This is a genomic window from Plantactinospora sp. B6F1, assembly GCF_040120695.1.
In the GTDB taxonomy this organism is placed as follows: domain Bacteria; phylum Actinomycetota; class Actinomycetes; order Mycobacteriales; family Micromonosporaceae; genus Plantactinospora.
The window spans coordinates 89,573-102,888 of record NZ_JBEEAC010000019.1 but is presented as its reverse complement, the minus strand read 5'-3'; the positions used below and the strand labels follow the sequence as shown (position 1 = coordinate 102,888).

General features: G+C 71.9%; 17 protein-coding genes. 12 read left to right on the top strand and 5 right to left on the bottom strand.

Going from position 1 to position 13,316, the window contains the following annotated elements:
- The first annotated feature begins 147 nt into the window (after positions 1–147).
- Both ABNF97_RS22950 and ABNF97_RS22945 read left to right on the top strand, forming a co-directional pair.
- Entirely contained in the window at positions 148–1,515 is a 1,368-nt protein-coding gene (locus ABNF97_RS22950; RefSeq protein ID WP_349339744.1) for an NsdA family TPR-like regulatory protein, read from the top strand.
- A gap of 20 nt (positions 1,516–1,535) precedes the next feature.
- Positions 1,536–1,724 carry a DUF397 domain-containing protein gene (locus ABNF97_RS22945; protein WP_130464554.1) on the top strand — a complete coding sequence of 63 codons (189 nt, stop codon included), beginning with the start codon at positions 1,536–1,538 and terminating at the stop codon, positions 1,722–1,724.
- 64 nt (positions 1,725–1,788) lie between these two features.
- Here ABNF97_RS22945 and ABNF97_RS22940 read toward each other — a convergent pair whose 3' ends face one another.
- The 5 genes from ABNF97_RS22940 to ABNF97_RS22920 all read right to left on the bottom strand — a co-directional run bounded on the left by ABNF97_RS22940 (position 1,789) and on the right by ABNF97_RS22920 (position 4,130).
- Positions 1,789–2,217 (bottom strand): hypothetical protein, encoded by a 429-nt coding sequence (locus ABNF97_RS22940; RefSeq protein WP_130464553.1) that lies wholly within the window; start codon positions 2,215–2,217, stop codon positions 1,789–1,791.
- Positions 2,168–2,872 (bottom strand): hypothetical protein, encoded by a 705-nt coding sequence (locus ABNF97_RS22935; RefSeq protein WP_130464552.1) that lies wholly within the window; start codon positions 2,870–2,872, stop codon positions 2,168–2,170. The genes ABNF97_RS22940 and ABNF97_RS22935 overlap by 50 nt, the downstream gene beginning before the upstream one ends.
- Positions 2,869–3,129, bottom strand: coding sequence for a hypothetical protein (locus ABNF97_RS22930; RefSeq protein ID WP_130464551.1), 261 nt, complete (start codon positions 3,127–3,129; stop codon positions 2,869–2,871). Before ABNF97_RS22930 ends, ABNF97_RS22935 begins: the two co-directional genes overlap by 4 nt.
- A gap of 2 nt (positions 3,130–3,131) precedes the next feature.
- On the bottom strand, positions 3,132–3,302 hold the full coding sequence (locus tag ABNF97_RS22925) for a hypothetical protein (protein WP_165436842.1): 171 nt from the start codon (positions 3,300–3,302) through the stop codon (positions 3,132–3,134).
- 144 nt (positions 3,303–3,446) lie between these two features.
- Positions 3,447–4,130, bottom strand: a complete 684-nt coding sequence (locus ABNF97_RS22920; protein ID WP_130464550.1) for a metal-dependent phosphohydrolase — start codon at positions 4,128–4,130, stop codon at positions 3,447–3,449.
- A gap of 150 nt (positions 4,131–4,280) precedes the next feature.
- Between ABNF97_RS22920 and ABNF97_RS22915 the strand changes: the two genes are divergently transcribed.
- The 10 genes from ABNF97_RS22915 (at position 4,281) to ABNF97_RS22870 (ending at position 13,225) form a co-directional block, all read left to right on the top strand.
- On the top strand, positions 4,281–4,817 hold the full coding sequence (locus ABNF97_RS22915; RefSeq protein WP_130464549.1) for a S26 family signal peptidase: 537 nt from the start codon (positions 4,281–4,283) through the stop codon (positions 4,815–4,817).
- Between the two features lie 114 nt (positions 4,818–4,931).
- Entirely contained in the window at positions 4,932–5,129 is a 198-nt protein-coding gene (locus tag ABNF97_RS22910) for a hypothetical protein (RefSeq protein ID WP_130464548.1), read from the top strand.
- A gap of 149 nt (positions 5,130–5,278) precedes the next feature.
- Positions 5,279–5,782 carry a MauE/DoxX family redox-associated membrane protein gene (locus tag ABNF97_RS22905; protein WP_349339743.1) on the top strand — a complete coding sequence of 168 codons (504 nt, stop codon included), beginning with the start codon at positions 5,279–5,281 and terminating at the stop codon, positions 5,780–5,782.
- A gap of 21 nt (positions 5,783–5,803) precedes the next feature.
- On the top strand, positions 5,804–6,352 hold the full coding sequence (locus ABNF97_RS22900) for a thioredoxin domain-containing protein (protein ID WP_130464546.1): 549 nt from the start codon (positions 5,804–5,806) through the stop codon (positions 6,350–6,352).
- The gene (locus tag ABNF97_RS22895; RefSeq protein WP_349339742.1) at positions 6,349–8,304 is read left to right on the top strand and encodes an ABC transporter ATP-binding protein; all 1,956 of its coding nucleotides are present in this window, start codon (positions 6,349–6,351) and stop codon (positions 8,302–8,304) included. Before ABNF97_RS22900 ends, ABNF97_RS22895 begins: the two co-directional genes overlap by 4 nt.
- Positions 8,305–8,401: 97 nt before the next feature.
- A complete protein-coding gene (locus ABNF97_RS22890; protein ID WP_349339741.1) occupies positions 8,402–9,991 on the top strand; it encodes a phenylacetate--CoA ligase family protein in 1,590 nt (529 codons plus the stop codon).
- A gap of 3 nt (positions 9,992–9,994) precedes the next feature.
- Complete coding sequence (locus ABNF97_RS22885) at positions 9,995–10,435, top strand: DUF4188 domain-containing protein (RefSeq protein ID WP_130464543.1); 441 nt, start codon at positions 9,995–9,997, stop codon at positions 10,433–10,435.
- On the top strand, positions 10,432–11,541 hold the full coding sequence (locus ABNF97_RS22880; protein WP_349339740.1) for a GNAT family N-acetyltransferase: 1,110 nt from the start codon (positions 10,432–10,434) through the stop codon (positions 11,539–11,541). The genes ABNF97_RS22885 and ABNF97_RS22880 overlap by 4 nt, the downstream gene beginning before the upstream one ends.
- A complete protein-coding gene (locus ABNF97_RS22875) occupies positions 11,542–12,528 on the top strand; it encodes a nitroreductase family protein (RefSeq protein WP_349339739.1) in 987 nt (328 codons plus the stop codon). It abuts the gene before it with no gap.
- A gap of 247 nt (positions 12,529–12,775) precedes the next feature.
- A complete protein-coding gene (locus tag ABNF97_RS22870; protein ID WP_130464540.1) occupies positions 12,776–13,225 on the top strand; it encodes an SCP2 sterol-binding domain-containing protein in 450 nt (149 codons plus the stop codon).
- Positions 13,226–13,316: the final 91 nt, after the last annotated feature.

Here is a 13,316-nt window from a genome sequence, read left to right as displayed (position 1 = left end):
CATGGGCCAGTTGACCTCGGGCGGGGCAGCGGGCGGGGTAGGTGCGCGCGGTGCCTATCGGTGCGGATCAGTGCGGGGGACCCCAGCTCATCGGTGAGTCCGATACTGTGCGTATGAGTTGCCGCTACGCATGAAGGATCGGGGAAGGTGCCAACCAGCGGAGACTCGATCACCCGTCTGCTGGCCGAGGTGGGCTGGCAACCCGAACAACTCGCCAGGCGACTCAACGAGTCCGCCGAACGGCATGGCCGCGCCGAACGGCTGCACCCCAAGACGCCATACAAGTGGAAGAAAGGCGACGTGCCCCGCAGTCCTTGGCCGTCTCTGACGACTGCGCTGTTGTCCGAGCAGTTGCAGCGGACGATCACGCTTGACGAACTAGGCTGGCCCGACGACGGATTCGAATCTGCGCCGGCCTCTGCGGGCCTGGATCTGCCCTGGTCATCGGCGGGGGCCTTGCAGGCGGCTGATGTCGTCAGCGAGTCTGAAGGCATGTTGCACCGGCGGATGTTCCTCACCCTGCTCGGTTCCGCACTGACGTCACCAGCGCACGAGTGGATGCTCGCTCAGCCTCCCGAGAGCGTCGCGTCTACCGCCGGTCGTCCGCTCTCCGGCGAGGTCGTCGATCACATGGACGCCGTGACAGCCAGCCTCCGACGCATGGACGACCATCTCGGCAGCGGTCAAACCCTGGGCCTGGTCCGCCAGCACTTGAGCAGCGTGATTGACGTGTTGCGCAACCGCCGTTACACCGACCCGGTCGGCCGGCGCCTGCACGCCACGGCCGGTGAGCTACTACGCCTCGCAGGCTGGCTCGCCTTCGATGGCGGCCAACACAGTCAGGCACAACGATTCTGGATCGCCGGTCTCTACCAGGCGAACGCGGCAGGCGATCGTGGACTCGGCGCAAACATTCTCGGCTTCATGTCCTGCCAGGCCAAGGACCTTGGTCAGCTCCGGCAAGCCGTGACCCTCGCTGAAACCGCGCGAGCCGGCTACCCGGGCGCGAGCCCGAAGGTGTCGGCGATTCTCGACCTACGAGCGGCTGAGGCGTACGCCAACGAGGGGTCGGCCGTCAACGCCCACCGCGCGATCGACAGCGCCTTTGGCCGGCTCACGGGCAACCGACCAGACCACGGCGACCCGGACTGGTCCTACTGGATCAACCAAGCGCAGGCCCACGCGCAAGCCGGCTACTGCTACGTCAAGCTCGAAGACTGGTCACACGCCCGAGAGCACCTACGCACAGCGTTGCGCATGCAAGGCAACGAGTACACCCGTGAGGGGGCGCTGCGGAACGCCCTACTCGCCACCACGTACGTTCGGCAGAGCCAGCCCGATCTGGACAAGGCGCTTGCCCTCGGGGACCAGGCGGTTGGGACGCTGACCGGCCAGGTCACCTCCGCACGGTGCATCAAGCACGTGCGCAACCTGGTGGGCACCTTGACCCCCTACCGGCGTACGCCCGCTGTTCGCCAATTCTGTCAGGACGCGAGGGACCTCATCACCACCTGAAGGCAAGGAGCTGAGCAAGCATGCTTCGTAACATCTGGCGTAAGTCGAGCCGCTCCGGCAGCAACGGCCAGTGCGTCGAGGTGCGCGACCGAGGCGCCCAGGTCGACGTACGCGACTCCAAGGCACCCACCGTGGCAATGCTGAGCTTCGAGCCGGCCGCCTGGGACGCGTTCATCAGCGGCATCAGGACGGACCTCAGCCAGAGGTGATGTGCACTGGGGACCCGGTGATCGGGTCTGCTGCGAGATGGGCGCTCGCCCTCGGCACCCGGTGCTACAGATGCTCAGCAGCTAGTTGCCGTGCCTCGGCCACGAACTCATCCAACTCAGCGGGGGTCAGCTTTGCCTCTTGAAGCAGCTGTCCGAGGATGAAGATCTCGGCACCGAGCGCCGTTTCGGCGGGAATGCTGTCGGCGAGTTCCGGCTCACCGAGGGCTGCCCGGATCAGCCCTTCCATCTCTAGAGCTGGCAGAGTGTCTCCCTCCTGGTACTGGGCGCGGGCGCTCGACACGAAGGCCGCTACGTCGTTCGGGGTGGCGTCGGGTCCGAAGCGCTGGTTGACCGCGACAGCAAATGCGGCACCTATGACCTGTAGGCCGCCAGCCCAGCCGCCACGGTCGATTTCTAGGACCAGGGCGTCGGCGGTGTCCCAGTCAGCGTTCGCCAGAGCCCGGATCAGATCGCTCAGCGCGTCTACGTTCACGTCCTCTGAACCTCGCAATTCGTTCGCCGATCACTGATGAGATCCTGTGCACGGCCACACCGGCCAGCAAACCAACCACCACGAGATTCCCGGCGGCCTCTGCCCCATCCATCTTCGGCCGTGCTGGGAGGCCCGAGGCCGTGGGGGTACCTGTTCCGGTCGAGTGTGTCCCGCCGGGTCCCTTGGGATTGCGGAAGACCTTGATCGACTGCTGCACCATCTCGGTGGCCTTGGACGCCTGTTCCTGCAACTCGTCGGCCTTCCGGACGGAGCGGCTGAGGAACCCCCGCGCCCGGGAACGCGCGAGATCCCGTCGCCCGCTGTCGGCCAACAAGTCCTCGCCGGATGGTGGCCCCGACGCGGTAGCGAGCGGCTGGGGAGCCGAGCCAGGGGCGACCGCGTTCAGATAGGCCGCGACATGCCGAGCGGCCTCGCTGCTCAGCCGGGCGAGCCGGCGGGCTTTGTCGACCCCGATGCGGCTTTCGGCTACTGCGGCCCGGAGCTTCGGATGATCGGTTCCCCTGCTAGCGTCCGCGTATCGGGCGTGTCCCTGGGCCACGTCCTCGGCGGCGCGTGTGGCCCGAACCGCGAGACCGTCCAGTTGATCGATGGCCGATCTGAGCTGGGCCACGGCCTGGGCGAGGAGGCTGCTCATCCCAGCCTCTTCCGGTATTCATTCGCACTCTGCTGGGCGGCATTGATGGCCCGGAGGGTCAGCTTCACCTCGCGTACGGCATCGGCGGTGGCTTTGCGAGCCTTCTCGGCCTCGTCCCGTCGGCTGTCATGCAAGGTGGCGAGCAGGAGCGCAGCAGCCTGATGCAGGTCGTCGCCGATTTCCTCGATCGTCGTCCTACCCTGGTCAAGCAGTCGGTTCGCTTCTCCGAGCGCGGCTTTGACCTCGCCGACGCTCACGGTCAGCCAACGACGCCGATGTATTGCCGGGTCGCCTCGGCGCAGCCCAGGAAGGTGGTGGCGGGCTTGATCCGCCGTCGGTTTCCCTGCTCAGCCGGGAACCGGCTTGTCCTCGTGTTGCTCTGTGCGGCTGCTTCAGCAAGTGCGGCTCTGACCTGGTCCACGCTGGCCATGTCGTCCTTCCGCTGGAGTGCACGGCGGAGTGGCGGTGTTATTTACATTCAGTAGCGAGGGAGACACTACCCAACATGAGTCCCTTTTCGTAGCCCGTCTGATGGACAGGGCGACGGATGCTGCCATGGTGGTGTCGGGCGTGGTCAGTCCGGGACGTCGAGCGCGGTCAGCTCGCGGCGCAGGTTCTCCCGGGCCGGCTGTTCCGCCCGGCGGGCCAGTTCCGGGGTGTGGTAGAGCGCCGGCAGGGCGAGCAGGTTCCGCAGCACCGCCGCCCGGCCGGCCCGGAACATCGGCTCGGGGACGTGTGCGTACTCGGCGCGGATCGCGGCGGCGTAGCGGTCGTACTCGGCGGCGGGGGAGGCCAGGATCGCCAGGTCGGCGTCGCAGAGCAGGGCGCCGTCCCGGTCCTCCGGCGCGGCCCGGTGCCCGGCGGTGAGCAGTACCAGCCGGACCACCTCGGCCACCGCCTCGGCCGGTACGCCGAGCCCGGTCAGCAGGGCGGCGCCGAGTTCCGCACTGGCCCGCTCGTTGGCGTCGCCGCCGGCCCGGGGGTCGTAGACCGCGTCGTGGCACCAGGCCGCCAGCCGGACCAGGTCGGGCCGGGCGGCGTGGTCCGCCGCCGCGTCCACCACCGCGAGTACGGCCGCCAGGTGGTACACGTCGTGGTAGTGCCGGTGGGGTTCACGCCACCGTCGGAGCAACTCCGCACCGGCGGCGCTGATGGTCTCCTCGTCCCCGGTCGCACCGGCCGCGACGACCGCCGTACGCCACCGGGTCGGCAGTCCGGTCACGAGCCGGGGCAGTGCCTCGCGGCCGACATCCCGCATCCCGCACCTCCTCCCGGCGAACGACTCCCGGCGTACGGCCCCCGACGACTCCCGGCGTACGGCCCCGACGAGCATCGGGAAGGGTGCGCCAAGGATGGTCCAGTGATCAGCACCCGACCACGGCCGTAGCTGTGGCTACAGTATGGAGCCATGGACGGGGCGTGGCCGGTCGGGCTCGCGGTTCTGCTCGGAGTCGCGGGCGTGCTCGCGGCCGTAGCCGGGGTAGCCCTGCTCCGTCGGCGGTTCGTGGTGGTGACCGTACGCGGCCCGAGCATGGAGCCGACGATGCGGGACGGCGACCGGGTCCTGGTCCGCCGCCGCAGGGCCGCGCAGCTGCGCACCGGTGACCTGGTCGTTTTCGCCGAAGTCGACACCCAGCTGAGCGGCATCGCGGTAGGCGGCATGACGGTGGCCGGCCGGGCGGAGGCAGGTCCGGGACCATCGCGGGGACCCGGCGCCCGGAAACCGTGGTCCTCGGACGGGTGGCTGGTCAAGCGGGCGGTGGCGGTGGCGGGTGATCCGGTGCCGCGCGAGGCCGGTCCGGCACTGGCCACGCTGCCCGACGAGGTCGTCCCGCCGGACCACCTCGTCGCGATCGGCGACAACGGGGCGTCGAGTTACGACTCGCGGCACTACGGTTACGTCACCGCCGACCGGCTGCTCGGCGTCGTGCTCCGCCGGGTCTGAGCCGTCGTTCTCCAGCGGCTCCAGCCGCCGTGAGCGGACGTTGTACGGCCGGGTGTACGGCCGGGTGTATGGCCGGCGCCTAGCGTGGGGCCGATCGTGCGAAAGGAGGACAGGATGAAGAGTTTCATCCGCCGAGTCGCCGACTCAATGGTGACGATGGCCGTTCCGAAGGTCGAAGCCCAGGCCCAACCCTGCTGGTGGGGCAGCTACTGCTACTGCCGGTCCAGCTACCTCTACTACGAGCGGTGCTGCGCTCAGGGCAGCGGATACAGCTGTAGCTGCCAGGCCCGGAGCGGGCCCACCGGCTGCTAGTGACCGACGCCTCGGCGGTGCCGACACGGTAACGGGAACGCCCGAGCCGGCACCGCCGAGCCGGCGCCATCGGGTTGGCGCCATCGGGCTGGCGCCGTCGAGCTGCCCCGGCTGAGCCGGCGTGGCGCGGATCGAGAAAGGTGCGGGAAGTGGCGTACCTGATGATCTCCTGCGGGGTACTGCTGGCCGTGGTCTTCGGCTGGTCGGCCGGCAGCAGGCTGCGTTCCCGTGCCGCGTTCCGGGAGTTCGCCGACTCCCTCGCCCCACTGGTCCGGCGTACCGGGCCGGTGGCGGGGCTGCTCACCGTCGCCGAGGCGCTGGTGCCGCCACTGCTGCTGGCAGCACCCGCCTGGGGGTTCGGGCTGGCCACCGGGCTGCTCGGCGTACTGGCCACCGGCGTGGCGCTGGTCGTCCGGCGTCGACTGGAGGTGCGCTGCCGGTGCTTCGGCGGCGGTCCGGCCCGGCTGGGCGTGCGGCACGTCGTACGCAATCTGTCGTTGTTCCTGGTCGGCGGGACCGGCCTGCTGGCGGCACTGTCGACCGGGGCGGCCCGGCCCGTCGACGGTGCCGGCGTGCTGCTCTCGGCGGGCGCCGCCGTGATCCTGGCAACCTTCGTCATCCACCTCGACGACATCGTCGAGCTCTGGGCCTGACCGACCCGGGGGAAATCCGTCGTGTCCTATCTCGTCGTGGCGACCGTCCTGTTGGGACTCCTCGCCGGAGCCAATCTGATTTTCACCTACGGTGTCGTCCGCCGGCTGCGCGAGCACACCGCCCGGTTGGACGCCATGGCCGGTGGTGGCCGCCCAGAACCGGAGCTCATTCTGTCGGCGGGTGCCGAACCGCGCCCGTTCGCGCCGGTAACGACCAGCGTCGGCGTGCCGATCGGGCCGGATGACCTCACGGCCGGGGGTACGCTGGTCGGCTTCTTCTCGCCGAACTGCGCTCCCTGCCGGGAACAGGCGCCCCGGTTCGTCGAACGCGCAGCGGCGAGCGGCTCGGACCGGGTCCTCGCGGTCGCCGTCGGTACGCCCGAGGCCACCCGCGAGCTGGTGGCCCTGCTGGAACCGGTCGCCCGGGTCGTGGTGGAGATCGAGGACGGCCCGCTGCACCAGGCGTTCGCGGTCCAGGGCTATCCCGCCATGTGCGTGCTGGACGGCGACGGTCGGGTCAAGGCCAGCGCCACCGCGGTCGAGCGGCTGCCCGAACTACCCGCAACATGACCGGTGCCGCCGACCCGAGCCGTGCCGATGCCGGCCGGGGTCGCGACTCGGGCGCATGGCAGGCGGTACCGTCGGCGCCCCGGCTCGGTGCCGGGACCGCCGGGCGGTACCTGGTCGACGCTCTCGGGCTGGCCTGGCGCGCGGCGCCCGCCGCGACGGTGGCCAAACTGCTGCTCGCGATCCTGGCCGGAACCGGCCCGGTGGTGCTGGCCTGGCTCACCAAGTTGGTGGTGGACCGGCTGGCGGCGGGCCAGGCCGGGCGGCACCCCGGCCAGTTGCTGGCGCTGGCCGCCGCGCTCGGCGTGGTCGGGGCGGCGGTGGCTGCCCAACCACACCTGGCCGGGTACGTCGACGGCGTGAGCGGCCGGGCGCTCCGACTGCTGGTGACGGGCCGGCTCTACACGGCGGTGAACGCGTTCGCCGGGTTGGCCCGGTTGGAGAATCCGCGTCTCCGGGACCGGCTGCAACTCGCCGAGGGAGCGGGGCGGCTCGGTCCGGCCCAGTGTGTCAGCGGTGGCCTCGGCGTCGCGCAGGGCGTCCTGACCCTGCTCGGCTTCGTCGGTTCTCTGCTGGCCGTCGCCCCGGCGATGGTGCTGGTGGTCATCGTCTCGGCGGCGCCGACCACCTGGGTGGAGATCCGGCTCAGCCGGCAGCGGGCCGCGCTCGCCTGGCGGCTGGGCCACGCACAGCGCCGCGAGCTGTTCTACGCCCGGCTGCTGACCAGTCTCGAAGCGGCCAAGGAGATCCGGCTCTTCGGGCTCGGCGACTTCTTCAACGCCCGGCTGCTGCGCGAGCTGCGGCACGTCAACCGCGAGCAGGACACCATGGACCGGCGTGAGATGCTCGGCCAGCTGGGTCTGGCGCTGCTGGCGGCGGCGGTGGCGGCCGGCGGGCTGGCCTGGGTGATCTCGCTGGCGGCCAGTGGCCGGCTCGGCGTCGGCGACGTCATGCTCTTCGTGGCCGCGGTGGCCGGGGTGCAGACGGCGCTCGGCGGCATGGTGGCGCAGGGCGCAGCCACACATCACGCGCTGCTGCTCTTCGACCACTACCGGGCCGTGCTGGCCGCTCCTCCGGACCTGTCGGAACCGTCCCGCCCCGGAGTGCGGCCGGGGCCGCTGGAGCACGCCATCGAACTGCGCGACGTGTGGTTCCGGTACGCCGACGGCCAACCGTGGGTGCTGCGCGGCGTCGACCTGGTCATCCCGGCCGGCGCTGCGGTGGGGCTGGTCGGGCTCAACGGGGCCGGCAAGAGCACGCTGGTCAAGTTGTTGTGCCGGTTCTACGATCCGGTCCGGGGCAGCGTCCGCTGGGATGGCACGGACCTGCGCGAGTTCGACGTGCGCGGGCTGCGCGAACGGCTCAGCGTGGTCTTCCAGGACTTCATGGGGTACGACCTGTCGGCGGCGGAGAACATCGGTCTCGGCGACCTGGGTCGGATCGACGACCGCGCGGCGGTGGTCGATGCCGCCCGGCTCGCGGGCTGTCACGACACGCTCGCCGCGCTGCCTGCCGGATACGACACCCTGCTGTCCCGGATCTTCCTCGACGACGCGGACGCGGCGGATCCCCGGGCCGGGGTCACGCTCTCCGGCGGGCAGTGGCAGCGGGTGGCGGTCGCCCGTGCCCTGCTCCGGAACCGGCGGGACCTGCTGATCCTGGACGAGCCGACCGCCGGGCTGGACGCCGAGGCCGAACACGAGGTGCACCGGCGGTTGCGGGAGCTCCGGCAGGGGCGTACCAGCCTGCTCATCTCGCACCGGCTGGCCACGGTCCGTGACGCGGACGTCATCGTGGTGCTCGACGGCGGTCGGGTCGTCGAGCAGGGGTCACACGAGACGCTGATGGCCCGGGACGGCCGGTACGCCCGGCTCTTCCAACTCCAGGCCAGCGGGTACCAGCCATCGACGGTGGACGTCGTCGGCACACCCGCGCCGCGCGAGGCGATCGGCTGACGGGTATCACCGACGGTCGGGGCTGGGTACGGCTACTCAGTGCCGGTCGGGCACCACGACTCAGGTGTTCCGGACCGGACCGGCCGACACTGCTGTGATGACCGAGACGTTGCGCCGGTACCCCGCTCCGTCCACATTCGCGTCGCCGGGTCTGACCCTCCGCGAACGCTGGCGTCGGGTCCGCCTCTCCGCCGCCGGGCGGCTCCGTACGGCCGTGCTCCGGCTCGCCCTGCGCCATCCGGCCGGTTGGCGGTGGCTGGCCGGCCGGCACCACCCGGTCCTCGACCGGATCGCCGCGGCGAACGCCCGGGCGGTCTGTGCGCTGGCCGCCCTGGACGTCCCGGCGTACCGGGCGTTCCTGCGGGCCCGGCCGACCGCCGGACGGGCCCGCCGCCGGCTCGGCGACTTCCCGGAGACCGACAAGGAGAACTACGTCGTACCGCACACCGCCGCCCGGCGCTGCTGGGGCGGCCGGTTGCCGGTCCGGGGTGTGGTGGTGGACGAGTCGGCCGGCTCGTCGGGCCGGCCGTTCAACTGGCCGCGCGGGGAGCGGGAACTGCGCGCGGTGCACCACGACATCGCCGGCTACACCAGCCTAATCTTCCCGATGCGCCGGCCCTTCGTCATCAACGCCTACTCGATGGGTGCCTGGGCGACCGGGACCACCACCGGGGCCGCGATGGCCCGGATCGCGGTGGTGAAGAACACCGGCCCCGACCTCGGCAAGGTCGTCGACACGCTCCGCGAGTTCGGCCCGGACTTCGACTACCTGGTGACCGCGTATCCGCCGTTCCTGAAGCACCTGCGGGACCGGCTCGACGCGGACGGCTTCGACTGGTCGGGCTACCGCATCTCGGCGAGCTGCGGCGGGGAGGGGATGACCGAGGCGCTGCGGAGCTACCTGGAGGAGCGATTTCTCCGGGTACGGTCCGCGTACGGCGCCTCGGACCTGACCATCGGGATCGGCGCGGAGACCGCGTTCACGGTCTGGCTGCGGCGTCGACTCTGGACCGACTCAGACTTCCGGGCCGCGGTGCTCGGCGCTGACGAGCAGCGGCTGCCGATGGCGTTCCAGTACAACCCGATGGCCACCTATCTGGAGACGAACGACCGGCGGGAACTGCTCTGCACGGTGACCAGCCTGGACGTGCTCCAGCCCCGGCTGCGCTACAACGTCGGCGACGAGGCGGTGCTGCTGCCGTACCGGCGGATCCTCGACCTGGTCCGCGCCGACCCGGCACGCTGGGCGGACTGCGCGGCGGCACTGGCCGGCGAGCGGATGAACCTGCCGGTGCTGCTGCTCTTCGGCCGGCGCGACTCGACCGTCTCCTACCTCGGCGCCAACCTCTACCCGCAGGACGTCGAGTACGGCCTCTACGCCGGCAACCCGTACGCGGCCGAGATCAGCCGGTTCCGGCTGGCCCTGGTCGAGGACGCGGGGCTGGAGACCCGGCCGGTGGTGCACCTGGAACTGCGCCGCCCGCTGGCCGGACCGGTCCGGGACGCTCTCGCCGCGGCCTGCCGGGACGGGGTACGCCGGCACCTCGCCGCCGTCTCCCGGGACTTCGCGCAGTCGCTGACCGAGGACCCGACCGCCGGTGAGCTGCGGGTGGAACTGCACGAGGCGGGTACCGGCCCGTTCGCCGGGGACCAGAAGATCAAGAACACCTACCTGCTGGGAGGTTGAGGCATGCGTACCCGAGATTTCTCCCAGGCCCCGGCGCAGGCCCGGGCCGGCGCGATGTTCATCGGCGCGACCCGCTACCGGAGCCCGCTGACGTTGCTGCGGCTCTGGCCGGCCTGGCGCCGGATGCTCCGGGACATGCGCCGGATGTCCGGATACCGCTGGCACACCGTCTACTGGCAGTTCCCGCTCACCCTCGGCACCGTCGCGTTCTTCGCCGACCGGGACGCGATGCTGCGGTTCGCCCGCTCCCGGCACCACCGGCGGCTGATGGTCTGGATCACCGACGGCACCCGGAACGCGACCGCCGGCTTCATCCGGCTCTACACCGCCGAGCCGGACGGCTACTCCAACGGGGTGTGGCGGGCCGAGTCCACCGAGATGGCGCACATCCCGACCTTCACCCCGCTGGGCGCGGAGTCGACCGGCCCGGCGGTGCGGCGATGACCGCCACCCCGACGCTGGAACGCGTCGTCGACCGGCGCGGGCTGCGGGACTTCCTCACCCTCACCGACCGGGTGTACGCGGACGAGCCGCGCTTCGTACCGCCGATGCGCGCACAGGTCCGGCGCTGGTGGCGGGAGGGCGTGCCGATGTACCTGCTCCGGGACGTCACCACCGGTGCGGCGGTGGCCCGGACCACGCTGCACACCGACGCCGGCTTCGACGCCAAACTCGGCCGCCGGTACCAGCTCTTCGGGCTGACCGAGTTCACCGAGCCGGCGGCGGAGCCGCTCTTCGCGGCGATCACCGCCGCCGGCCGGGCCGCCGGGGACCGGGAGGCGCTCTTCGGCCCGGTGGCGTTGCTGCCCAACGAGGCCGGTGGCGTCATCACCTCCGGCTACGCCGACCGGGGCTTCGTCGACAGCGCCTACAACCCGCCGAGGTACGTGACCGCCTACGAGTCGTCCGGCTTCGCCCGCCGCTTCGAGTCGGACACCTGGATCTGCCCGGTCACCCGAGCCGACGCCGACCCGCCCCTCGCCGATCCGGCCCTCGACGGCTCACCTCTCGGCGATCCGCTGCTGCGGGTGCACCGGGGCGACCTGCGGCGGCTCGACGAGCAGCTCCACCTGCTGCGCGACATGCTGAACGCCTCCTTCGCCCAGCTCGGCTACTACACCGGGATCTCGATCGCGCAGCTGCGCCAGCAGACCGACGGGCTGGCGTACCTGCTGGACGAGTCGCTGCTGCTCTACCTGACCCGGGCGGACCGGCCGGTGGCCTTCGTTCTCTGCATCCCGGACATCAGCGAGTTCGTGATCCGGGTACGGGGCAACCTGAACCTGGTCAACCAGCTCCGGCTGCTGGCGACCCGGCGGCGGTACCGGCGGGAGGCGGTGCTGATCGTCAAGGGCGTGCTCCCGGAGTACCAGGGGCGGGGCTACCAGCGGCTGCTCTCGGCACACCTGCACCGGAACCTGCACGCCGGGGGCTACCACACACTGCGCAGCACGTACGTCGGGCGGGACAACCCGGCGTCGGCGGCACAGTTCCGGGGGATGGGCGGCCGGCCGCTGCACGGGTACACCTTCTTCGAGAAGGCGTTGTAGGTGGACGTCGCCGCGTTCCGCGCGCTGGAACCGCTCTGCTGGCGGGCGCCGAGCGCGCACAACACCCAACCGTGGCGGCTCGACTACCGGGCCAGGGAGGTCCGGGTGGGCTGGGACCCGGCGGACGCGCTGCCGGCGGCCGACCCGTCCGGGCGGGACCTGTGGCTCTCGCTCGGCGCGTTCGTCGAGACCTGCCTGGTCGTCGCGGCCGACGCCGGGCTGCGGGTCCGGTTCGTGCCGGACCACTGTGCCGAGGAGCGCCGGGTGGGCTGGTTGCGGGCGTCCGCGAGCCGTTACCGCAGTCCGTTCGGTGCGGCGGAGGTGCGCGGACGGCGTACCCACCGGGGGCGGTTCTCCGCGGGCCCGCCGGCCGGCCTCGTCGCGGCCGTCGACGCCGTGGCCCGGGAGGCCGGCGGGGCGGTCCGGGTGGTGCCGGACGCCGACCTGCTGGCCCGGCTGCTCCGGCTCGCCGACCGGCGGCTGTACGCCGATCCGGCGGTCGTCGCCGAGCTGCGCTCGTGGCTGCGGTTGACGCCGGGACATCCGGCCTACCATGCCGACGGGCTCACCGACCGCTGCCTGGGGCTGTCCCGGGCCGAGGCGACCGGGCTGCGGGCCGCCCTGGCCGGGTACCCCGGGCTGCGCCGGCTGGGGATTCCCCGGCTGCTCGCCGCGGCGGCCGGGAACCCGCTGGCACTCGGCGGTGCGGTGCTGGTCCTCGTCGGACCCGCCGGGACGGACGGCACGACCCGGGTCGGCCTCGGGCGGGTGCTGATGCGGGTCTGGCTGACCCTGCACGCGGCCGGAGTGGCGGCGCACCCGCTGAGCCAGCTCATCGACGTGCCGGCGACCGGCGACGCGCTGGGTGCGACGCTGGGCGTGCCGGCGGACCGGCTGCTGCACGTCGCCCGGGTCGGCGCGCCGGCCGGTACGCCGGTCCGCTCGGCCCGCCGGGTCGGCCCGCCGGCCGGCTCGGCCGCCGGGTAGCGCGGTCCGCCGGCCGGCTCGGCCGCCGGGTAGCGCGGTCCACCGGCCCGGTCGGCCGCCGGGCGGCCCAGCCCGGGAGGTCCGACCGAGGACAGCATCTCAGGAGATGAGTGGCGCCCCTGCCGGTGACCACGATGGACGGGCACCAGTTCGGCTCGCCCGCCGCCGGTGGCCCGGCCACGGCTTTGTGGCGGCCGGTGGCCGGGCCGGGCGACGCTCCGTGCGGCCGTGCCACCGGGAGGATGAGATGCCCATCGAGGACCTCGATCCGGCAAAGCTGGACGCCCGCGAGTTCGCCCTGCTGGTCAAGGCGACTCCGACCGCCGAGCTGCGCGAGCTGATGTGCGGCAGCCGGCGCCGGGCCGTGCTGGACGTGGTGCTCGGGCGCATGCCGGACGTCTTCCGGGGCGACCGGGCCGGCGGCACGTCGGCGGTGGTGCACTGGAGGATCGGCGACGGCCCGGACGGTGCCGTCGACGTCTACGAGATCGTGATCGACGGTGGTGCCTGTGCGCTCTCCGCGGCCCCACTGCGGCAGCCGAAGCTCACCCTGACCGTCGGCGCGGTCGATTTCCTCCGCATGGTCACCGGGAACGCCCATCCGGTGACGCTGGCGATGAAGGGAAAGCTGAAGACCAGGGGCGACCTCGCGCTGACCGCGAGATTTCCGCAGCTGTTCGACATTCCCCGGACATAGGCGTACCGAGCACGCACGAATCCGGGTCGGGGCCCGTTCCGGCGAGCACCGGCGGTGGGTTCGGCAACCCACGTAGAAACGACAGGAAGGC